The 20,401-nt window shown below is 51.3% G+C and carries 16 protein-coding genes and 1 pseudogene; 7 read left to right on the forward strand and 10 right to left on the reverse strand.

Features of this window, described 5'->3' with window-relative positions:
• Positions 1-236 precede the first annotated feature (236 nt).
• Genes HUW52_RS14075 through HUW52_RS14095 form a run of 5 tightly spaced genes read left to right on the forward strand, consistent with a single transcriptional unit; the run spans position 237 to position 4,228 of the window.
• A complete protein-coding gene (locus HUW52_RS14075) occupies positions 237-1,685 on the forward strand; it encodes an SIR2 family protein (protein ID WP_175553979.1) in 1,449 nt (482 codons plus the stop codon).
• A gap of 3 nt (positions 1,686-1,688) precedes the next feature.
• Positions 1,689-2,165, forward strand: a complete 477-nt coding sequence (locus HUW52_RS14080; protein ID WP_175553980.1) for a TIR domain-containing protein — start codon at positions 1,689-1,691, stop codon at positions 2,163-2,165.
• 31 nt (positions 2,166-2,196) lie between these two features.
• Positions 2,197-2,730, forward strand: coding sequence for a toll/interleukin-1 receptor domain-containing protein (locus HUW52_RS14085; RefSeq protein WP_175553981.1), 534 nt, complete (start codon positions 2,197-2,199; stop codon positions 2,728-2,730).
• Positions 2,731-2,782: 52 nt separating this feature from the next.
• The gene (locus HUW52_RS14090; protein ID WP_175553982.1) at positions 2,783-3,325 is read left to right on the forward strand and encodes a toll/interleukin-1 receptor domain-containing protein; all 543 of its coding nucleotides are present in this window, start codon (positions 2,783-2,785) and stop codon (positions 3,323-3,325) included.
• A 54-nt stretch (positions 3,326-3,379) separates the two neighbouring features.
• Entirely contained in the window at positions 3,380-4,228 is an 849-nt protein-coding gene (locus HUW52_RS14095) for a toll/interleukin-1 receptor domain-containing protein (RefSeq protein ID WP_175553983.1), read from the forward strand.
• Positions 4,229-4,677: 449 nt separating this feature from the next.
• Here the strand turns inward: HUW52_RS14095 and HUW52_RS14100 are convergent, their stop codons facing one another.
• The 8 genes and pseudogenes from HUW52_RS14100 to HUW52_RS14135 form a co-directional block, all read right to left on the reverse strand.
• Positions 4,678-5,064: a hypothetical protein gene (locus HUW52_RS14100; protein ID WP_175553984.1), complete on the reverse strand. Its 387-nt coding sequence runs from the start codon at positions 5,062-5,064 to the stop codon at positions 4,678-4,680.
• Positions 5,061-7,994, reverse strand: a complete 2,934-nt coding sequence (locus tag HUW52_RS14105) for a hypothetical protein (protein WP_175553985.1) — start codon at positions 7,992-7,994, stop codon at positions 5,061-5,063. Before HUW52_RS14105 ends, HUW52_RS14100 begins: the two co-directional genes overlap by 4 nt.
• Positions 7,991-9,517, reverse strand: coding sequence for a tyrosine-type recombinase/integrase (locus tag HUW52_RS14110; RefSeq protein ID WP_175553986.1), 1,527 nt, complete (start codon positions 9,515-9,517; stop codon positions 7,991-7,993). The genes HUW52_RS14105 and HUW52_RS14110 overlap by 4 nt, the downstream gene beginning before the upstream one ends.
• The gene (locus tag HUW52_RS14115; RefSeq protein WP_175553987.1) at positions 9,495-10,715 is read right to left on the reverse strand and encodes a site-specific integrase; all 1,221 of its coding nucleotides are present in this window, start codon (positions 10,713-10,715) and stop codon (positions 9,495-9,497) included. Before HUW52_RS14115 ends, HUW52_RS14110 begins: the two co-directional genes overlap by 23 nt.
• Before the next feature lie 505 nt (positions 10,716-11,220).
• A pseudogene (locus HUW52_RS14120) lies at positions 11,221-11,439 on the reverse strand (NAD(P)/FAD-dependent oxidoreductase); the annotation flags it as partial.
• Between the two features lie 149 nt (positions 11,440-11,588).
• Complete coding sequence (locus tag HUW52_RS14125; RefSeq protein WP_175553988.1) at positions 11,589-12,953, reverse strand: glutamine synthetase family protein; 1,365 nt, start codon at positions 12,951-12,953, stop codon at positions 11,589-11,591.
• A 409-nt stretch (positions 12,954-13,362) separates the two neighbouring features.
• A complete protein-coding gene (gene chrA, locus HUW52_RS14130; protein WP_175553989.1) occupies positions 13,363-14,706 on the reverse strand; it encodes a chromate efflux transporter in 1,344 nt (447 codons plus the stop codon).
• 382 nt (positions 14,707-15,088) lie between these two features.
• Positions 15,089-16,024, reverse strand: a complete 936-nt coding sequence (locus HUW52_RS14135; protein ID WP_175553990.1) for a LysR family transcriptional regulator — start codon at positions 16,022-16,024, stop codon at positions 15,089-15,091.
• Positions 16,025-16,313: 289 nt separating this feature from the next.
• Between HUW52_RS14135 and moaB the strand changes: the two genes are divergently transcribed.
• Entirely contained in the window at positions 16,314-16,853 is a 540-nt protein-coding gene (gene moaB / locus HUW52_RS14140; protein WP_016985261.1) for a molybdenum cofactor biosynthesis protein B, read from the forward strand.
• Positions 16,850-18,055 carry a gephyrin-like molybdotransferase Glp gene (gene glp / locus HUW52_RS14145; protein WP_175553991.1) on the forward strand — a complete coding sequence of 402 codons (1,206 nt, stop codon included), beginning with the start codon at positions 16,850-16,852 and terminating at the stop codon, positions 18,053-18,055. Before moaB ends, glp begins: the two co-directional genes overlap by 4 nt.
• A gap of 180 nt (positions 18,056-18,235) precedes the next feature.
• On the opposite strand, the gene HUW52_RS14150 is transcribed toward glp, so the two are convergent.
• Both HUW52_RS14150 and moaA read right to left on the reverse strand, forming a co-directional pair.
• Positions 18,236-19,132, reverse strand: a complete 897-nt coding sequence (locus HUW52_RS14150; RefSeq protein ID WP_175553992.1) for a bestrophin family protein — start codon at positions 19,130-19,132, stop codon at positions 18,236-18,238.
• 36 nt (positions 19,133-19,168) lie between these two features.
• Positions 19,169-20,167: a GTP 3',8-cyclase MoaA gene (gene moaA, locus HUW52_RS14155; RefSeq protein WP_175553993.1), complete on the reverse strand. Its 999-nt coding sequence runs from the start codon at positions 20,165-20,167 to the stop codon at positions 19,169-19,171.
• Positions 20,168-20,401: the final 234 nt, after the last annotated feature.

Genomic DNA, 20,401 nt, shown 5'->3' on the forward strand with positions numbered 1-20,401 from the left:
ATTTATAGGGTTTTATAGAAAATAGTACGTCAGGTGCGGTCCTTTGGTGTATACGACACTTATAGATTTTTTGGATCCTATTTTCGGAAAATTTCAAGGCGACTTTAGTCGTGCAGCGATATTCCCAGATACTAGCGTAGCGTTAATTAGCGAGCCGTTCAGTGGCTCTAGGCTGCGCCGCGTTGATTAGACCGCCGCAGATTATTTGCTGGCGCGTGTCTAAGGAAGACGCTTGTATGCGGAAAAAGTTTTCGGCAGAAATTGAAATTTTTATTCGCCGGTACGTCCGGGATCTGAATGAAGGTGTTGCCGCAGTCTTTGCGGGGGCTGGGCTTTCTCGGGATTGCGGCTACGTGAACTGGCCAGAGCTGATGCGAGAGGTAGCGGAAGAGCTCGGGCTTTCGGTTGACAAGGAGCACGACCTGGTTTCACTTGCCCAGTTTCACGTTAACGAGCGCAGCGGATCAGGTGGACTGGCTCGTCGCATCATTGACGAGTTCTCCGAGCATGCGGAGCCGTCGGATTCGCACCAAATTCTGGCCCGCTTGCCAATCAGAACATACTGGACGACCAACTACGACCAACTTATTGAAAATACGCTTCGTAAGAACCAGCGTGTTCCAGACGTTAAGCACCAGGTTTCCGACCTCTTGACCACGCGACCTAAGCGGGATGCCGTTGTTTACAAGATGCACGGAGATGCACTGTCTTCCACAGAGGCCATTCTCTATAAATCTCAATACGAGCAGTATTACAAAACGCACGAGGCCTTTGTCACGGCTTTGAGCGGTGATTTGATCTCCAAGACTTTCCTTTTCATCGGCTTCAGCTTCACCGATCCGAACCTTGATTACGTACTGAGTCGACTGCACGTGCCACCGCATGCGCGGCGTGAGCACTACTGCTTCCTGCGCCGCGAACCCTCCACTCCGTATGAAAACGAAGACGCTGAGGCGGTACGATACCGCCAGCGCAAGCAGGAATTGCACATTCGAGACCTAAAGCGGTTTGGAATCCAAACGCTCCTGGTCGAGGATTACAAAGACATTCCCAAAGTTCTGAGAGCGATTGAGGAGCAGTTCCTCAAGAAAACCATCTTTATTGCCGGCAGCGCGGAAGAATACGGTGATTGGGAAAAAAATGACGCGCTGAACTTCATCCACACACTCTCATCTAGCCTAATTCGAGCCGGCTACCGCGTAGTCAATGGATTTGGATGGGGCGTGGGAAGCGCCGTAATCAACGGTGCCTTGGATGCTATCTATTCAAATCCAGAGAAGTATTCAGAAGATCAGTTAGTTATGAGGCCGTTTCCCCAGGTGGCATCGCAGGGCCAGGATTTGGGTGTGCTATGGCAACAGTATCGCGAGCGCATGATCTCGCTGTCAGGCATCGCGCTATTTATCTTTGGTAATAAGGCTGGCCAAAACGGCATCGAAAATGCTGGGGGCGTCCAAAAGGAATTCGACATCGCCGTTGCAAAAGGCGTCGTTCCAGTACCTATTGGAGCAACGGGCTATATGGCGAAAGAACTGGCCGATAAAGTGATTGCCGATCCCGGTAGCTATATACCTGAAGATCTTTGGCTGGCCGACGAATTGAAAAAATTAAACGAAAGCTCGACTGATGCCAAAGTGATCGAGGACATAGTACTCGGGATCGTCAAGAAGCTAGCGGGGGCGTGATCCATGAAACGTAACGTTTTTTACAGCTTCCATTTTGGCCAGGACGTGTTACGCGTCCAGCAAATACGTAACATGGGTGTCATCGACGGGGATGAACCGGTCAGCCCAAACCGCTGGGAAGAGATTAAGCGCTCTGATGAAGGCGTTAAGCGTTGGATCAACGAGAATCTCCAGCGCAAGTCCTGCCTGGTGGTGTTGATCGGAGCGGAAACAGCGAGCCGTAAATGGGTGCGATACGAAATCATGAGGGCATGGGAGCTGGGTATTCCAGTTCTAGGTGTTCGTATCCATAACCTCCGATGCCCGAATGCTGGCATCGGAGTATACGGAACTAATCCCTTCAGCTCCTTGACTCTGAAGCGGGCCAACGGAACGGTCTATACACCTAAGGTGTACGATCCCCGTTCAAATGACGCGTACGGGGTCATCAAAGCGAATCTGCCTACCTGGATCGAAACAGCTATCAAAGAGTGCGCATAAGCGCCCTCTCTTATTCTTCTAAGAGGTATACATGGCTTTTTTTACCAAGGAGCAGGCAAAGGCTGCTGCGCGCCGCTCGGAAAATATGCTCGATCAAGTTGCGGGACTAGAGTCCTACTCGGATGAGAGGTTCGATGTGTTTTTGTCCCATTCGATGCTGGACCAGGATCTGGTAGTGGGCGTAGCCATGTTGCTTAAAGAGCAGGGATACAGCGTTTACATTGATTGGGTTGAAGATGAAGAGCTGGATCGCGAGCATGTTGACAAGGAAACGGCGGAGCGCTTGCGTCAGCGCATGCGCAACTGCTCAAGCCTGATCTATATAGTGACTGATCGATCAGGTCAGTCCAAATGGATGCCTTGGGAATTGGGTTATTTCGACGGTTACAAGGACGGTGGTGTCGCTATCCTTCCCCTCGTAGATACAGTGAATTCCGGATTCGATGGCCAGGAATACTTAGGCTTGTATCCCTTGGTCAACCAAGTCAATCAGCGATTGTATGTAGAGGATGCCTCTAAAGTGCACTCGGACTTTTGGGCTTTCGTAAATGACCCGTCTCGCTAGATGTCTGAAGCCCAAATTTGAAAAAATTAATTAACAGTTAACGGCTAAGAAAATGGCTCGTAACGTCACAAGAAGCGAACTAAAAAGCATTGCTGTCAGTGCCTCTCGAAGACACAATTTCACGAAGTCTCTGACTGCGTCAGCGCACAACCTGACATTTATCTCGCATTCCAGTAAAGATGAGGATTTGGTGGCGGGGGCCATTGAGGTTATCGCTAGCCATGGCGGCGTCCCCTATATCGATGAGGTAGACCCGGCAATGCCGAGTCACACGTCGGAAGAGACGGCGGAGTTGTTAAAGAAGCGGATTGTTGAGTGCAAACGGTTCGTACTCCTTACGAGTCCCAATAGCAAAGATAGCCGATGGGTGCCATGGGAGCTGGGCGTCGCCGATGGGAAAAAAGGGATTCACAAAATCGCGATTTTCGGTGCCTCTGATTCTGCAGGTCTTGATGGTTGGTCATCTTGGGAATACATGGGTTTATATCCAAGAATAATCTGGGGGAAACTTCAGGGCTACTCAAATGAGCTCTGGATGGTCTACTCACAAAAGACGGACTCAGCCGTAACGCTAGAATCTTGGTTGCGGAGCTAAATTCCAATTTTACAGGTGGTATTCGGATTCTCATCAAAATGAGCTGGGGACAATATGTATCTGGGTTTTGAAATTGAGCACTATAAAACGTTCGAGATGATCAGTAATGCGGCTATCGATGATTATCGCAAACAGGCCCGCGATGCGGCGGTCAATGACTTGGCTGACTATGTTATAGGTCAGATTGATAAAAAGGACGTGATTGACGCCAAGGAGCTCGCTAAAAAGATATTCCCGCAGCAGGACGCCCATGTGTTCTTGTCGCATTCCCATCGCGATGAACGTGAAGCTATCGAGTTTGCGCTTTCTCTGGAAAAACGGGGTGTCAAAGTCTTCGTGGACTCCTGCGTGTGGGGCTATGTGGGCGATTTGCTATTGAAGATAAATGCTCATTACTCCGATAAAGAAGAGATAGGTGGAATCACCAACTTCTCTTACGATAAATGCAATGACGTGGCAGCTTCTCTGTTTTTAATGTTGAATGAGGAGCTACATCGAATGATTGATGCATCGGAGTGTTTCATCTTTTTCAACACCCAAAACTCCGTAAGTATCAAAGGATATGAAGGGTTCGCTGAAGGCGATCGCACGTTTTCTCCCTGGATTTATTCTGAGTTGGCTTTCAGTGCTAAGACGCGATACACACTGCGGCCTCGCAAGCGCCTCCCCAGAGGCATCGTAGGAGCGATGGAGTCACACAAAGTGCATAGGGCGATGGCATCAGCATCTTTTGCGTTTGAGATCATAAACCTGCACTTACCTAAGCTCAGCGGTAACGATGTTAAATCGTTAGCTGATAAGACGCCTCATGTTGGTTTTTTCTGGCTAGATGCGCTGTATTACGAGCATGACTTAGAAAATGAGTTCAAAGACCGCTGTCAGGCTGCTATTTTAAATGGCTAACGGCAATGTGCGACTCAGGACTGATCGGCCCTGGTGATCAGGACGTAATCATCCCTGCCCATTCTCTCAAAACAAAGCTGGCCAGCGACGAGCGACTAACCACCAGTCAAAGTGATCATTTGTTTCGCGTGGCGCACACCATTGCTTTAACTGAGTCTTTTTTTGGCAACACTGATAAGGCTATGTGCTGGCTTTCCAAACCTAAGTGCAGTTTTCGCTGGAAAGTCTCGGGAGTAGCACAAACCATGTTCAGCGTTACGGGGCAGAAGAGGGAAGGGAGGATAGGGCAGATACTAGAGTTGTTATCTGCCGTGTATGAAGTTCCTACAGCAGCGGTGACACGTGCTTTATAGGTGTCAGCAGATTACTGACGAATAGCTAAAAGGCTCCGTGCCACATCCGCGACTTAACGTACTGAAGTTTTACCCTTAAAGTACTACTTTTTCGCTTTAAGAAAGGTCAGGGGTAATATCATTTTCATATAGAATTTTCAGATATTCGGTATGAAGCTGAAGTAAACTTAGGTTTTGAGAGCGAAGTTTATCAGCCTCCTGCCTCAAATTGGTATATGCCACTAGTAGACTTTGTCTTGACATGGTTTCCCCCTTTGTTTTAGGTCCGGATTTTATGACGTCTTTAGCAATCTCAAATTCCTTGTGGATTGTTCCGCTCTTCGTTTTGTATAATGAGGTTCTTTCATATAAATAACCTGTAACGCTTTGAATTTTTTTTATGAAGCTATTCCAGCTCAGATCGCCTTCTTTTTCGATATCCCAGTTTCTGAGCATTTCAATAAAAGCCGTAGTGTCCTCGTCTGTTATTCTTCTACGCTTCATTTACAATTCCTATTTTGGAGAGCTTTCAGTGCTCTTAGAACAGCACTGTAAGAGATTTTTATGCTTGGGTGCCGTGTTAGAATGTTTTTGTATATTTTAGATGTGTCGCAATCGATTTGGAACCAGTCTTCACTTGCGCAGCAAGATAGTATCAGTTGGTCTATGTTCCAAAGTGGTTTGTTTGCGCCGCTAAATTTTATTAGTCCGGTTTTTGCGCTCTTCTCTCTGATATGGTTAAAGCTTTTTAATAACGTATTGTTTGAAAAAATGTATGTCTTGTTGAATGTAAACCCTGTTTTTTTTGCAAATTTCGCTAAAACGGATTCCACGGTAGGAAGCCCATCTTCAATTCCCCATTCTCTAGCGAATTGAGAGAAGCATTCATAAATGTTTTGATTGTTGCCATCAGGTAGTACCGATTTCCTTTCGCAGACTAAGTCTCCATGCATAGAGATAAATATCAAACCAATGTCGTGAAAATATTTGCGTTTTTCTAAAAGTTTGCTGCGAATTTCAGAGTTTTTCTGAAGCGCAGCGAGAGTTATTTTTGCATATGAAAAGTTTGCTTTGATTTGCTTTGCTACTTTTGGGAGTGTAGGGCAACCATGAAGTTTGAAATTCCAGTTTTCCAAAAGTTGTGAAGCTATGTATTTATTGTTCCAGTACCATCTTGAAGATGAGTCTCTTTTAATTAGATCCGTACTGAGCATTCGATTGCCAAGGCCCTCGTAAGCGCGCTGCATGGCGTCGTTATTTATGATGGCTTGATGCCGAATTAAAGTTTTATATTTAGCCTTAAAGCTACTGCAAACGTTCTCCCAGGTGGGAAGTCCATTATGTACAGTCCATGAATCCATTAGCGATTCAAATGCTTCTAAAATGTTGTTGTCAATGCTGCGAATTAGAATTCTACCATGCTTATAAGCCTGTTTTTTTACTTGTTCTGCGTTTAGGGTGCGAGAAATAATTGCCTTTGAAACTATGTTGTCTGTTGGGGTATCTGGTACTAATGCGCATAATGCGTTGGCGGGGACCGAAGTGTCCGAGCAAATTTCTATTTGCTTTTTGTATCTTGATATTTTGTTTGTATGTGAATTAAGGAACTTTTCCGCGCCGGGTTCTCCTTTGTCTACTGCAATTTGAGTGGCGGCTATTATTGGTTGTAGTTTCTCTACCATTCTATGTGCTGCTAATAATGATTTGTCGTCACCTCTTCTAAAGCAGTGTTCAGAGCAGTCAATACATTGAAAGACATTGGGGCACGGACCTGAATTATAGTTGTGTCGGCATAGGCCAAGTTCAGTTACGTGAAGCGATCCAATTTTTATTTTGAAGAATTGTTCGGTTGATACCCCAGTTTGTTTGTGTTCTTGCTCGTATAAATCATCTAAAAAACCGCCGAACTCGAACCCTGCCCCGATTGCATTTTCATCAATGAGATCAATTTTTTCCAGAGGAGTACGATGATCATAATCGTCATTTTGTTCCACTGAGCTTCTACCAGACCACATTGCAATCAATCGCTGGTCTATGTGTTTGCTCTGCGCCAACGTATTAAGTAAATGACGCATAGCATGTGTGCCTAAGGAAAGGTCTTCACGCTTGCGGCCTCGGAAAAATAATCTACCAAACCATGATTGGAGCTTGTTTGTCGAAAAAAAACAAGGTGCGTAATGGCACTGCCAATAAATTTTGAAGTTAGGAGTTTTGGAGGAGTATGGATATACAAATAAGCAATCCTTGAATTCAACATTGGATACACCATCTACGAATGGGAAGGTAGGTGATAATTTGTTGATAACCCACTTGTATAGGTTGGTGGCGCTGATGAAAGCCGCGTCCTTCAGTAAAATTTTTTCATTGTGGCGGTAATAGTTTGAAGAATCTGACTGAAACAACCTGCCTAGTCCAGGAGGTAAAACTGCGGCAGGTAATGAACTGTTTCTGTTCGCATATAGTTTTTGAGAATACACTCCATCGCTTCGCTCATAGCCGATTAAGGCTAATGCCTCTTGAACATTATATGTTTTCCGGTCTCTTAAATGCTCGAGGCCTTTCGGGATGTAAATGACTTTGTTCTCTTTGTACCAGGCTGCTGCGTCTCTTGCGGATTGGCCAAATTTGATAAGCTTCTGGACTGCTTCCCCGATAACCTCCTCAAACTCGGCACAAGGTGGCCTCTTCACGACGGACTTACCGTTTTTGGCTGGCATAGGAAAGCATAAACCAAATCCGTCCAGAGACGTAATACAGTCAAGATTCAACGTCACTATTTCAGAGGATCTAGAAGGCGCATAGTTCAATAGTGCGAACGCTGATGAGACTATCGTTTCAAAACCATTCTGAGGAAGCCTGAATGATTCAGCCAGCATTTTGCATGCCTCGAGATCTGGTAAGAGTGTCTTTGTTGAGCGGGGTGGCCTAGTATGAGGATTCTCAGTGTATTTTATATTTTCTGGGGATAAATTATATTTCTTATAGGTTTTACCTATGTTAGCAAGTCCGGCCCCCGTGCGAAACTTTACTCCCAGTGAGAGGTTGTTTTTATTTGAGGCGCGTAGAAAGTCTGAGTTGGTGATTTCCCATGGTTTTTTAAATGAAGGTAGAGAATCAATAAGAAAATAGAATCCAGTGGCAATATCTCGAGATTTCTTTTTTTCTTCCAGTGAGCGGATAAGATGAAATAGTTTAAGCGTAACAATCCAGTCCTCGTCTGCGCAGATGAGTTTGAATACGCCACTTTCTTTTTTATAAGTGGGGGGTAGTGCATGGGCAAAATCACACGGGTCGCCTTTGAGCAACATGTTGTTCGGGAGTTTGTATTTCAATGCTAGATCTATATTTTTTCCGCTCATTATTTGGTCCTGGAATAGCGGTATAAATACTTTCTTGAATGAGTCGAAATTTAGCTGAGGTGTGTTTTTGCTCATGAGGCGCGCTCTTGGTTGACACACAATTTTGAAATCCACATGTCGCATGCCTCTACATATTCCAATACCGTATTTTTAATTTTAATGTCAGGTTGGTTTTCGTACTCGCTGATTAGATATTCTTTATATTCGCCAAACGGTGCATCTCGAAATGGTTCAAATTTCGAGCAAAGCAGGCATGCTATTGGTGCATGATCTGTACAGTTTGCCATGGTTCCGCAAACGCCAATTGGCTTTGCTTGTGCAATTCCATAATGGCGTTGTATGGAGTTGGGCATTTCCAAAACGGCTTTTTCATATCCACCCTCATAAGGTGTACCTAGAAATAATTTCGCAATGGAGGTAAGTGCCGGTCCTAATTCCTCTTTGATCCTGGCTTGTGCTTCAGGTATAGAGTCGATATAAGAGTTTGCCGAGGAAAGATTGTTGTGCAAACCTAAGTACATAAGTTCATGTGCGCTTGCTCCATTTACGGCTGCGCGTGTTAGCAAAGTGTGTTTAAATCTAATGAAGTTTAGATTTACTCTTCCTCCAGTAACTCTGCTGCTCCTAACACCCATTTCATAAATGACACTCTTAAGTCTTGTCATTAGGGAGGTAGCATTGCAACGAGTATTGGGCAGTTTTTTTATTTCCTCTTCGGTAATCGTAAGCCCAGCTATCCCAGAGGAATTATGGATTAAATAAGTTCTATTCCTGCTAATGCAAATAGGTACCATATAATCGAGCAGGGTGTTCACCAGCGGTGGAAGTCTGACATTGATGTAGACGGGTTTGTTTTTTCTTTTCTGCTTGATTATTTCAATTTTTAGTGTCCAGTTTTTCTGGGGTTCACTGTAAGTTAAGTCATCTAGCTTTATGTTGAGAATTTGGCTTTGCCTATATCCGAGTACCAGAGCCAAAAAGAAAATGGCTAAGTGTTCAATTTCCAGCAGACCATTTTCGTAACCTTTGCAGATAGCGAAGGTTACATCTCTTACCTCGGTTTCGGTCAGTGCTCCATTAACAGGGTCGGCCGAGCTTATGGCGCTCCCGTTTTTTCTTGACGATGTACGGATTATATCAACTGCTAAATTATACTCGTCGCACCATAGAACTCCTTTGTCTCCGTTGCATGCAACTAAAAAGGCTTTCATATTAGGGTTGCACTTTAACCAGTTTATGAAAGAGGACCATAGCTCTATACTTTCACTTATCTTGTGTATTGTGCGTCCTTGGCTGAGGGTGGCTTCACTAAGCAGCTTGCAAAGCTCTTTGAGTTTCGTGCAGAACGTCTTAATGGAAGATAGTGCGTAGCATTCTGCTATGCGTGAGCAAAGTTCATGGCGAAATGACTCTATGATGTCGTCGACAAGATAGTTCTGCATCTGCTTGAAATCTATCGTGCACTGGCCACTCAAGGTCTCATGTTTAATTGTTAGATTTGATCCAACAATAAAATCAAGTTTTGTCTTTTGATGGTATACAGTTATTTCTTCAAATGGCTGGTTTAATTCTTTTTTAGTCGTTTGACTGTGCGCCATCGCTAACGTCCTTGCTAAGTTTGTTGTGGAGAGATCGGTCTTCTGATAACAATCGTTCATTGCCGATTTTTTGAAAGGCATATTTTGCATAGTGTTCTGGCATTGAAGACTTCAAACTCCATCCCATCTGAACTCGGAGAACGCTTAATGCGTTGGAGATGATTCTCTCTTTTTCTCTTCCAGTGACAAAAGATGCTTTTTCATATTCGTTAAGAATAAAGTTGCATGCCCAAGAGTGTCGTAGGCTATGAGGAGTGATTTTTAATTCGATTTGCTCGCTCAGTGTTCTGAAAATCTTACCTACAGCATCGTTTGATAGCGGTTGCCCAGAAATACCGATGATTAAGAATGGGTGTTTGATACTCGCTTTTATTTTTTTTCTTTCGATAATATATCTTTCGATAAGTCCCCATAATGAGTCCGACATTTTCAGTTCTCTGTTAAATGTCTTCACGGTAGCGGGCGACGTTCTAGGGTCCAGGTTCATGTCAGTACTTGCTTCAATTTTTGTAGTTATATATCCTCGATTTGTTCGTTGAAATCCGGCCACTCTTATACCGAGTAACTCACTGTTCCTGATGCCCGATTCACGCAGAAGATGAAATACAACTAGATCCCTATGTACTAGGAATTTTTCTCTGTTTTTTGAATTTGACTTTATTGTTAAATCCATTTTTATATAGTCTTCATTTGTCCAAGGTTGAACAATATTTTCATTGTCGGAGTTGTAGCTTCTAAGTTGATTTTTGAGTCTTTCTCTGAAGTCGCTGAGGGAATTTCTTTTATCCTTGTTTGTGCCGATTATTAATTCTTCAGCGATATATCCTAGAAATTTTTTTGCGATACCGCATCTTCTGTCATAAGTGGAGTTGGATACTTTTTTCGGATTTATAATGCCTATTCCCGCGATTCGGTTTTCGAGGGTTGATTTTGTTTCCGTAAGATGACTGCGTAATTTTGTAAGCTCTCCATTGGTGAGAAAGCTTCCGTTTGAAAATCTTCTTATATAGTCAATTTTTTTATACTGAAAAAACAGTATGACTAGACACAGATCGTAACTATACGTAATTAATGACTTTGGTCGAGTTGTGGGGTGTTGATTGATAAGCCAATAGTTTGCCCAAAACACAGGCTTGTCATTGTTAAAAATCAGTGCTGTGGGATTGCCGCTTGGACTTTTGAATTCAAATACTTTCATGCTGACTCTTTCACTGGAAGTAGTGAAGGGGCGGTTGGTGTCTTTGAATTTTTTTTTAACTTGAGGAAAAGATACCCGTCAGCGATTACTGACGCAGTAGCTTTAATCTGATTGGGTGGGATGTTAGATTGATAGTTTTCACAAATAGCAGGTGCCCGGCGCATATCAACGATTCCTTGATAAAGTAAACATCAAAGTCAACGCTGATCACTCGCACACTGCCAAATTTCTTAGGGCTTTAGTGTTTCAAGTTGAACTAGCTGATGGACCAGGCAGACCTACGCCGGGGCTGCCAATACGATCAATTATGCACAGGAATTTAGATGAATCAACGGGTGATTCTTGCTTCGGCTAAATTTATATATTAGTCAACACGTTGTATGTTACGTATAAAGTCCATGTTGACTTCATGGTTTCCCTCACTTTGTTGACCGGACAACCCAATTTTCCCCGTTTACACTGAAGAATATATAAATAGTCAACAAAAGGTTCTTCGGGCGGATAATACTTGGCCGCCATTACGGCCAGTGGCGCCCCAGCCGATCTTGTGGCTTTCGACGATGGCAACTTTCAGGCCTTTTTCGGCGAGTTCTACGGCAGTGGCGACGCCGGTGAAACCGCCGCCGATGATCACCACGTCGACCTCGTGCCGCCCTTGCAGGGTCGGGTAGTCGGTGTCCTGGTTTAGGGTGGCGGTGTAGTAGGAATTGCAGCGTTCGGTCATGTCAGTGCCCACACAAAATTCGGGAGTCGGGGTGCAATTTCCTGTGGGAGCGAGCTTGCTCGCGAAAGCGGTGTGTCAGTCACCCAAAATGTTGAATGTGACGACGCCTTCGCGAGCAAGCTCGCTCCCACAGGTTCGGTGTCGGATCGTTAAGCTTCGGTGAGATACCAGCGCCAATCCTGCTCACCCACTTCAGCCATGAACTGCCGATACTCGGCACGCTTCACCGCCAGATACACCCCGAGAAATTCCTGCCCCAAGGCATCCCGCGCCCACACCGAATTCTCCAGCGCTTGCAGCGAGGTCAGCCAATCGGTCGGTAGCAATTCCTTCGCCTGCGCATAGCCATTGCCCTCGACCGGAGCACCCGGATCAAGGTCTTCACGAATGCCGCGATGAATCCCGGCAAGGATCGCCGCTGCCGCCAGATACGGGTTGGCATCGGCGCCGCAGATGCGGTGTTCGATGTGCCGGGTGTTGGCCGGGCCACCGGGTACGCGCAGGCTGACAGTACGATTGTCGACGCCCCAGGTCGGCGCCAACGGTGCGTAGCTGTTGGCCTGGAAGCGCCGGTAGGAGTTGGCGTTCGGGCAGAACAGCAGCAACGAATCGAGCAAGGATGCGAGCATGCCGCCAATCGCCGTGCGCAGCAGCGGCGTGCCGGCCGGGTCTTCCGAAGCGAACAAATTACGACCTTCGCCATCGGCCAGACTGACGTGCATGTGCATGCCAGTGCCGGCCAGATCATCGAACGGCTTGGCCATAAACGTCGCCTGCATGCCGTGCTTATGGGCAATGGCTTTTACCAGACGTTTGTAGCGCACGGCCTGGTCCATCGCCTCCAGCGCGTCACCGTGTTCAAGGGTGATTTCCACCTGACCCGGCGCGTACTCGGAGATCGCCGTGCGCGCCGGAATGCCGTGCAGCTTGCAGGCGCTGTAGAGGTCGGCGAGGAACGGTTCGATCTGCTCCAGCTCACGCAAACCGTATACCTGAGTGTGTCGCGGTCGACCTCCGTCGGCATCCAGCGCTGGTTGCGGTCGGCCGTTGTGATCGCGTTTGGCATCGAGCAAGTAGAACTCCAGCTCACACGCCATCACCGGGTGATAACCCTCGGCCTTGAGGCCGTCGATGACTCTGATCAGCAAGTGGCGTGGGTCGGCGATGCTGGCGGGCATGCCCTCGGTCGGGTGCATGCTGACCTGCACCGCGGCGGTCGGAATCTGCCGCCATGGCAGGCGCACCAGACTGCCTTCCAGCGGATAGGCGCGGCAGTCGATATCGCCGACGTCCCAGACCAGACCGGAGTTCTCGACGTCTTCACCCTGCACGGTCAGACCGAGAATAGTGCTCGGCAGCGGCCGGCCGCTTTCGTACACAGCGAGCAGTTCTTCGCGGTGCAACAGCTTGCCGCGCGGCACGCCGTTGGCGTCGAGGATGAACAGTTCGATCATGTCGATATCGGGGTTCTGTTCAAGGAACAAGCGTGCGTCTTCAAGGGCTGCGAATTTCATAATCAATCACTCACGATGGCGCCGCACAGGCGCGCAGATTCGGGCCGGACACGACGCGGCAATAGGCGTGGCTGTCCTGGCAGGGATATCAAGAAGCAGGGGGCTGTCGCGGTTCTTTAACGGACGCGATCAGACAGATCGGGCGATATCCGGCGGGCGTGCGGAGTGACGCAGCTTGGAACGGCGCAGGGCCATGGGGAGATTGACGATACGATTCATACGCCGCCCCTGTGGGAGAGGGCGCGCAGGGTAGAGACGTTCAACGATTCTGCTTGTTGTAGTGACGTACTCATAACGCGTGTTTCCGTTGGCGGAAAACGTCGGTGGCGGGGGATGCCCGCCGACCGGTGTGCCCGGATAGTAAGGGGGAATTCGCGGGCGTGTAAACGGAAGATTCGCAGGCCAGGGTTCAGCGCATCAGGTGAAAGCCCAGCCCGGCGAGGGCGCAAACGATCAACACGCTGATCACGCCGCGTTTGAAAACGAACAAGGCCAACGCCGCCGCAACCGCCAGCATCAGCGAAAACAGATCCAGTGCCCCGGCAAAACCGTTCGGCCACAACACGTGATAGGCGAAAAAACACGCCAGATTCACAATCACTCCGACCACGGCGGCAGTGATTGCCGTCAGCGGTGCGGTGAACTTCAGTTCGTTGTGCGTCGATTCCACCAACGGCCCGCCGGCGAGGATGAACAGAAACGAGGGCAGAAAGGTGAACCAGGTCACCAGCGTTGCTGCCAGTGCGCCGGCGGCAAACGCATGCTCGGGACCGAAGGCCGGTTGCACATAGGCACCGACGAAACCGACAAACGCCACCACCATGATCAGCGGTCCCGGCGTGGTTTCGCCAAGTGCGAGGCCGTCGATCATCTGCGTTGGTGTCAACCAGCCGTAATGCCCGACGGCGCCCTGATAGACGTAAGGCAGCATCGCGTAAGCGCCACCAAAAGTCAGCAGCGCGGCTTTGGTGAAGAACCAGGCCATTTGCGTGAACGTGGCGTCCCAGCCGAACAGCGCCGTCAATAACGCCATGGGCAAACACCAGAGCACTGCGCCGATCAACGCCAGACGCAGCAGCTTCGGCAGGCTGAAACGGGCATGTTCGGGCGCTGGCGTATCGTCGTCGATCAACGCTGCACCGAAGGACTTTTCGTTATTGCGTTGACCGCCATGGCTGAACTGCTGCGGCGCGAATCGTCCGCCCAGATAGCCGATCAGCGCGGCCCCGAGGACGATCAAGGGGAAGGGCACATTGAAGGAGAAAATCGCTACGAACGAAGCCGCGGCAATCGTCCATAGCCACGCATTCTTCAATGCGCGCGAACCAATGCGATGCGCGGCGTGCAGCACGATCGCGGTGATTGCCGGTTTGATTCCGTAAAACACTCCGGCTACTGCTGGCACATCACCAAAAGCGACGTACAGCCACGACAAGCCAATCAGAATGAACAACGACGGCAACACAAACAGCGCGCCGGCGATGACACCGCCCCAGCTGCGATGCAGCAGCCAGCCGATGTACGTCGCCAGTTGCTGAGCCTCGGGGCCGGGCAGCAACATGCAGTAGTTGAGCGCGTGCAGAAAACGCTTTTCGGAGATCCAGCGCCGGCGCTCGACCAGTTCCTGATGCATGATCGCGATCTGCCCGGCCGGGCCGCCGAAACCGATGCAGCCGAGTTTGAGCCAAAAGCGCCAGGCCTGGCGCAGGGTGACGGGGTCGGGGCGGGGCAGGTGGTTCGGCGCTGTGCTCAAGCGTGACTCCGGGTTGAATCCTGGCGGAACGGGTATCTAATCAGACTTTCAACCCTCACCCCAGCCCTCTCCCAGAGGGAGAGGGGGCCGACCGCGGTGTCTGGCGTTATCCATCGACCTGAAAGATCGAGTCGATTATGGATTTGGTCTTCAGCTAAGGGTCAGAGGGAGAGGGGGCCGACCGAGGTGTCTTGCGTTATCCATCGACCTGGAAGATCGAGTCGATTATGGATTTGGTTATCAGCCGCATGGGCTGACGCAGGCGTTTGGCATCGTCCATCGATCTGACAGATCCCATCGATTATGGATTCACCTCAGCCATTTCAGGTCGGCGTACTTCTGCAATATCCCCCAATCAGTCCCCTCTCCCTCGGGGAGAGGGCTAGGGTGAGGGGCTTTTGCTTTTCAGGCATGCGCCAGCCTCCAGCGCAACGCCACACCCAAACAACTTCCGCGCCTCGGCAAAACACTTCTCGGCAATCGCCGAACGCGGCTCGGTCTTGCGCATCACCAGGCCCAGCGGCGCGAGCACACTGGCATCCGGCAACTGCATGAACGACAGGTGTTCGATCGGCTCTTCCAGGCCACTGTCGAGCGGCATGATTGCGCAGCAGAAGCCTTGGTGAATCGCCTGCAACAGTTGATAAGTCGAATCGCTTTCCATGATCGGCTGCGGGCTGAGCCCACGGCTGCGAAAGCTGAAGTCGATGGATTTACGATAATGCATGCCAGTAGTGATCATCCCCAGCGGCAGTTCGGCGGCGTCTTCCCAGCTCATTTCCGTGCCTTCGAAATGGAAGTGGCGCTTGTCGTAGAGCAGGCCGACGCGGGTTTCACCGATCTCGAAAAACTCGAAATAGTTCGGGTTGACGTGATCGAGGTAGCACACGCCCAAGTCCAGTTGGTTATTGCCCAGCCCGGCGATGATCTCATCGGAACTGAGCGACGACAGGCTGAACTTCAACTCCGGATACGTCCCCGACAAACCCTGAATGTAATTGACCGGATTGAAGCTGCTCAGCGGCACCAGACCCAGACGCAAACTGCCCACCAGTTGCCCGCGACACGCCGCCGCTTCGGCAAACAAGCCATCGTGTGCCGCCAGCAAAGTGCGCGCCCAGGCCAGCACACGTTCGCCAGCCTGGGTGAAACCTTCAAAGCGCTGGCCGCGGTTGACCAGCACCAGATCCAGCTCGTCCTCCAGATTACGCAGGCGCATCGACAACGTCGGTTGGGTGATGTGGCAGCGTGCGGCGGCCTGGCCGAAGTGGCGGGTTTCGTCCAGCGCGATCAGGAACTTGAGTTGTTTGATGTCCACGATGGCACCTGCTTGATGGAGATTTTTTGATTGAGTAGTGACGCAGATGCGCGAGGCGCACGAAAAGCGCAGGGTGCGACGATCTCATCTGAACGGTTGTTCGTCCAATCAGAAGTGCTTGAAGGACTATCAATCAGCTCTATCAGGCCCGTGTTTACTGGCCTTGAACAATGTGAAAGGCACCGATAGAGCAGGTCGATAAGGTGGTTGGCCAGAGTGATTAGACAGTACTCATAAGTGGCACTTAGGCTGCTCGGCAATCTTGATTAACTGCTGCCGGAGAACTGTCATGAGCGCAAAAGCCGATGCCCTGTTTGTCCCCCTGAACATCGCCGTGCTGACGGTCAGCGATACTCGCGATTACGCCAGCGACACCTCGGGCCAGTTGCTGGTCAGTCGCTTGCTGGAGGCCGGTCATACACTGAGCGAGCGCAACCTGCTCAAGGACGATCTGTACAAGATCCGCGCCCAGGTGGCGAACTGGATTGCCGACGACACCGTTCAAGTGGTGCTGATTACTGGCGGCACTGGCTTCACCGGTCGCGACAGCACGCCGGAAGCGGTGGCCTGCTTGTTTGATAAGCAGATTGACGGCTTCGGCGAACTGTTCCGGGCGATTTCGATTCTGGATATTGGCACGTCCACCGTGCAAAGCCGCGCGCTGGCCGGGCTGTCGAACGGCACGCTGGTGTGCTGCCTGCCGGGCTCGACCGGTGCCTGCCGCACGGCGTGGGAAGGCATTCTTGCCGAGCAACTCGACAACCGTCATCGCCCGTGCAACTTCGTTCCGCACTTGAAAGCCGTGCAAGCCTGCGGAACACGTGGATGAATCGTTCACCGTTGATGCCGGTCGAAGACGCACTCGACCAGTTGTTGCGCATGGCTGATCAGCAAGCGTTGGCAGACAGTGAAGTGCTGCCGCTGGATGACGCGCGTGGGCGGGTGCTGGCCAGTGATCTGGTGGCAACACTCGACTTGCCGCCGTGGCCGAACAGCGCCATGGACGGTTACGCGCTCAATCTCGCCGATCTGCACCGTCAGCCGTTGAGGGTCTCGCAAAAGGTTTACGCCGGGCAGGCGCCGGATACCTTGCTGCCCGGCACCTGCGCACGGATTTTTACCGGCGCACCGCTGCCGCCCGGCGCCACCTGCGTCGAGATGCAGGAGAACGTCGACGTGCTGGAGGACGGCCGCGTGCGCTTCTTGCAGCCACTCAAGGCGGGGCAGAACATCCGCGCGCAAGGTCAGGAAAATCGCGTCGGCGACATCCTGCTGCGCGCCGGCAAGCGCCTTGGGCCGTTCGAACTGGCAGTCGCCGCCGGGCAAGGGCTGACGCACCTGCACGTGGTGCGTCGCCCGCGTGTGGCGCTGCTGTCGACCGGTGATGAACTGGTCGAACCGGGTCAGCCGTTGCGCCTCGGCAGCATCTACAACAGCAACCGCGTATTGCTCGGCCACTGGTTGCGAGAGCTGGGCTGCGAGGTGATCGACGCCGGTATCCTCCCGGATCGCCCGGCGCAGACGCGGCTCAAGCTTGAGCAACTGCAAGTGGCGACCGACCTGATTCTGACCACGGGCGGGGTGTCTGCCGGCGATGCCGATTGCCTCGGGCAGGTGCTGCGCGACAACGGCAAACCGCTGTTGTGGAAACTCGCGATCAAGCCTGGCAAACCGCTGACCGTGGGCCATTTCGGCACGGTGCCGGTGATTGGTCTGCCGGGCAATCCGACCTCGGCGCTGGTGACTTTTGGTTTATTGGCGCGGCCGTATCTGCTGCGTATTCAAGGCGTGGAAGAGGTCATGCCGCTGAGTTTCACCGTCAACGCAGGTTTCGATTGGCACAAGGCTGGCAGCCGTCGCGAATACCTGAGAGTGAAACTGGAGGCGGGGCGAGCGGTGCTTTATTCCAATCAAAGCTCCGGCGTCCTGCTCGGCGCGACCTGGGCCGACGGCCTGGTGGAAATCCCTGAAAACAGCACGCACAACCTCGGCGACCCGCTGCGCTTCATCCCCTTCAACGAACTGTTCTGACCTCACCACCAATCAAACTGTAGGAGTGAGCCTGCTCGCGATGAAGGAGGGTCAGTCGACGAAGATGTCGAGTGGGCCGGCGCCATCGCGAGCAGGCTCACTCCTACAATGGTTTTGTGGTTGTCATCAATATCCGCGGTGTACGCTCCCACAGGGTTTCGGGGTGCCTGGAGAGAAGGATCAGCTCAACACATAGTCCACCGGCTTCAACGCTGGCGGCACCTCTGCGCCAAGCTCGGCGAGGATGTCGCGCTCGATGGTGCGCACCAGCGCATCGGTGGGCAGGTCGTTTTCGTCGCGGCCGAACGGGTCTTCCAGCTCATCGGCAATCGCATCCAGGCCAAAAAACGTGTAGCTGACAATTGCTGTGAACAGCGGTGTCAGCCAGCCCAGCGGTTCGGCCATGGCAAACGGCAGCAGGATGCAAAACAGATAAATCGTCCGGTGCAACAACAGCGTGTAAGGAAACGGCAGTGGCGTGGTTTTGATCCGCTCACACACGGCTTGCGCTTGGGTCAGGCTGGTCAGGTGATTGGCCAGCAACATGTAGCGCCATTCCGTCAGCTCACCGTTCTGATGCAGATCGGAACACTGCTGGCCGACCGTCTGCAGAATCCGCCCGCTGTAATCCGGCGTCTGCGGATCGGGTTTGGGCATGATCCATTGGCTGCTCGCATCGGCCTCGCTTTCCTTGCGCAATCGCGCGTTCAACGCATGGGCGAAGCCGCACAGGTTGAGCAACAACGGCTTGCGCTCAGCCGATTCACGAATCACATGGGTTTCACGGATCACCGAGCGAATGTGCACGATCACCTCGCCCCAGGCCTTGCGTGCCTCGTACCAGCGGTCATAACAGGCGTTGTTGCGAAAATTCATGAAGATCGACAGCGACAAACCGAGCAAGGTAAACGGCGTGGCGTTGACCTTGGTGAAGTTGCTCGGATGAAGGATTTCCACCAGCACGATGGCCGAGGCGAGCAGGGTGACCATCAACGTGCGCATGGCGATGCGCTTGGCAATCGAACCCTTGAGGGTGAAGAGAATGGCGAACTGGCTGACCTTGGGTCTGATGATCATGCTGTGCGGTTCCGATAACCGATGAAACGGGCGGGATCAGCCGCCGGTCATGTTCATGAAGCGCACGACCTGAACATCATCGTTCACTTCGAAATTGTGCCGATACGGCTTGAGTTTCATCGCCTCGACGATGGCTTTCTCCAGCCGCTGCGGTTGCCCGGGATGCGCACGCAGCACCGCTTTCAGATCCACCGAATGCTCGTTACCCAGACACAGTAGCAGGCGCCCTTCGACGGTGAGGCGTACGCGGTTGCAGGTGCCACAAAAGTTGTGGCTGTGCGGCGAGATAAAACCCAGGCGAATCTCCGGCGCCTCGGCCAGCCGCCAGTAGCGCGACGGGCCTTGCGTCGATTCCGCCGAGTCGATCAGGGTATAGCGTTCGGCAATCTTTTCGCGCACCTGCGCACTGGAAAAAAACGACTCGGCGCGGCTGTGTTCACTGATGATCCCCAGCGGCATCTCTTCGATGAAAGAGACGTCGAGCTGCCGGTCAATGGCGAAGCTCACCAGATCGTTGATCTCTTGATCATTACGGCCCTGCATCACCACCACATTGAGTTTAGTGCGAGTAAAACCGGCCTTGCGCGCGGCATCGATGCCGTTGATCACCTGCGCCAGATCGCCGGTGCGGGTCATCTGTTTGAAGCGCTGCGGATCAAGGCTGTCGAGGCTGATGTTCAGACGTTTGACCCCGGCGTCGAACAGCGGTGCAGCGAGTTTGCCCAGTTGTGAGCCGTTGGTGGTCATGCACAGTTCGCGCAGGCCGGGCAGGGCGGCGATCTGCTCGCACAACCTGACTACGCCCGGACGGATCAGCGGCTCGCCACCGGTGAGGCGAATCTTGCGCGTGCCGAGGGCAACGAAGCTCTGCGCCACTTGATAGATCTCTTCCAGCGTCAGCACTTGCTGGCGTGGCAGAAACTGCATGTCTTCGGCCATGCAATAGACGCAGCGGAAGTCGCAGCGGTCGGTCACCGACATGCGCAGATAGTCGACGCGGCGGTTGTAACCATCGATCAAGACGCGCTCTGACAAGGAAGCCTCGCAGGAGTGAAAACCGCTGTGGAAAGAGTGGGGGCAACGTAGGTTATGGGCAACGTTCCATGGCGTCCAATCACTGTTAGTGACTGATCGATTGACGCCATCGATGACCCGATTTTTGAGTATCACAGATCATGGATACACCGCTTAGCACTGAGGGAGCTATGTTGGCCGAGAATGACGGGGATTGCACCGATCACTGTGGGAGCGAGCTTGCTCGCGAAGGCG

This window comes from Pseudomonas sp. 43A, from assembly GCF_013363935.1.
Classification (GTDB): Bacteria; Pseudomonadota; Gammaproteobacteria; order Pseudomonadales; family Pseudomonadaceae; genus Aquipseudomonas; species Aquipseudomonas crudilactis.

Excerpts from the sequence above, each read along its gene's own strand:
- HUW52_RS14075 (WP_175553979.1), top strand. The coding sequence starts at position 237 with ATGCGGAAAAAGTTTTCGGCAGAAATTGAAATTTTTATTCGCCGGTAC.
- HUW52_RS14080 (WP_175553980.1), top strand. The coding sequence starts at position 1,689 with ATGAAACGTAACGTTTTTTACAGCTTCCATTTTGGCCAGGACGTGTTA.
- HUW52_RS14085 (WP_175553981.1), top strand. The coding sequence starts at position 2,197 with ATGGCTTTTTTTACCAAGGAGCAGGCAAAGGCTGCTGCGCGCCGCTCG.
- HUW52_RS14090 (WP_175553982.1), top strand. The coding sequence starts at position 2,783 with ATGGCTCGTAACGTCACAAGAAGCGAACTAAAAAGCATTGCTGTCAGT.
- HUW52_RS14095 (WP_175553983.1), top strand. The coding sequence starts at position 3,380 with ATGTATCTGGGTTTTGAAATTGAGCACTATAAAACGTTCGAGATGATC.
- HUW52_RS14100 (WP_175553984.1), bottom strand. The coding sequence starts at position 5,064 with ATGAAGCGTAGAAGAATAACAGACGAGGACACTACGGCTTTTATTGAA.
- HUW52_RS14105 (WP_175553985.1), bottom strand. The coding sequence starts at position 7,994 with ATGAGCAAAAACACACCTCAGCTAAATTTCGACTCATTCAAGAAAGTA.
- HUW52_RS14110 (WP_175553986.1), bottom strand. The coding sequence starts at position 9,517 with ATGGCGCACAGTCAAACGACTAAAAAAGAATTAAACCAGCCATTTGAA.
- HUW52_RS14115 (WP_175553987.1), bottom strand. The coding sequence starts at position 10,715 with ATGAAAGTATTTGAATTCAAAAGTCCAAGCGGCAATCCCACAGCACTG.
- HUW52_RS14125 (WP_175553988.1), bottom strand. The coding sequence starts at position 12,953 with ATGAAATTCGCAGCCCTTGAAGACGCACGCTTGTTCCTTGAACAGAAC.
- moaB (WP_016985261.1), top strand. The coding sequence starts at position 16,314 with ATGAGCGCAAAAGCCGATGCCCTGTTTGTCCCCCTGAACATCGCCGTG.
- glp (WP_175553991.1), top strand. The coding sequence starts at position 16,850 with ATGAATCGTTCACCGTTGATGCCGGTCGAAGACGCACTCGACCAGTTG.
- HUW52_RS14150 (WP_175553992.1), bottom strand. The coding sequence starts at position 19,132 with ATGATCATCAGACCCAAGGTCAGCCAGTTCGCCATTCTCTTCACCCTC.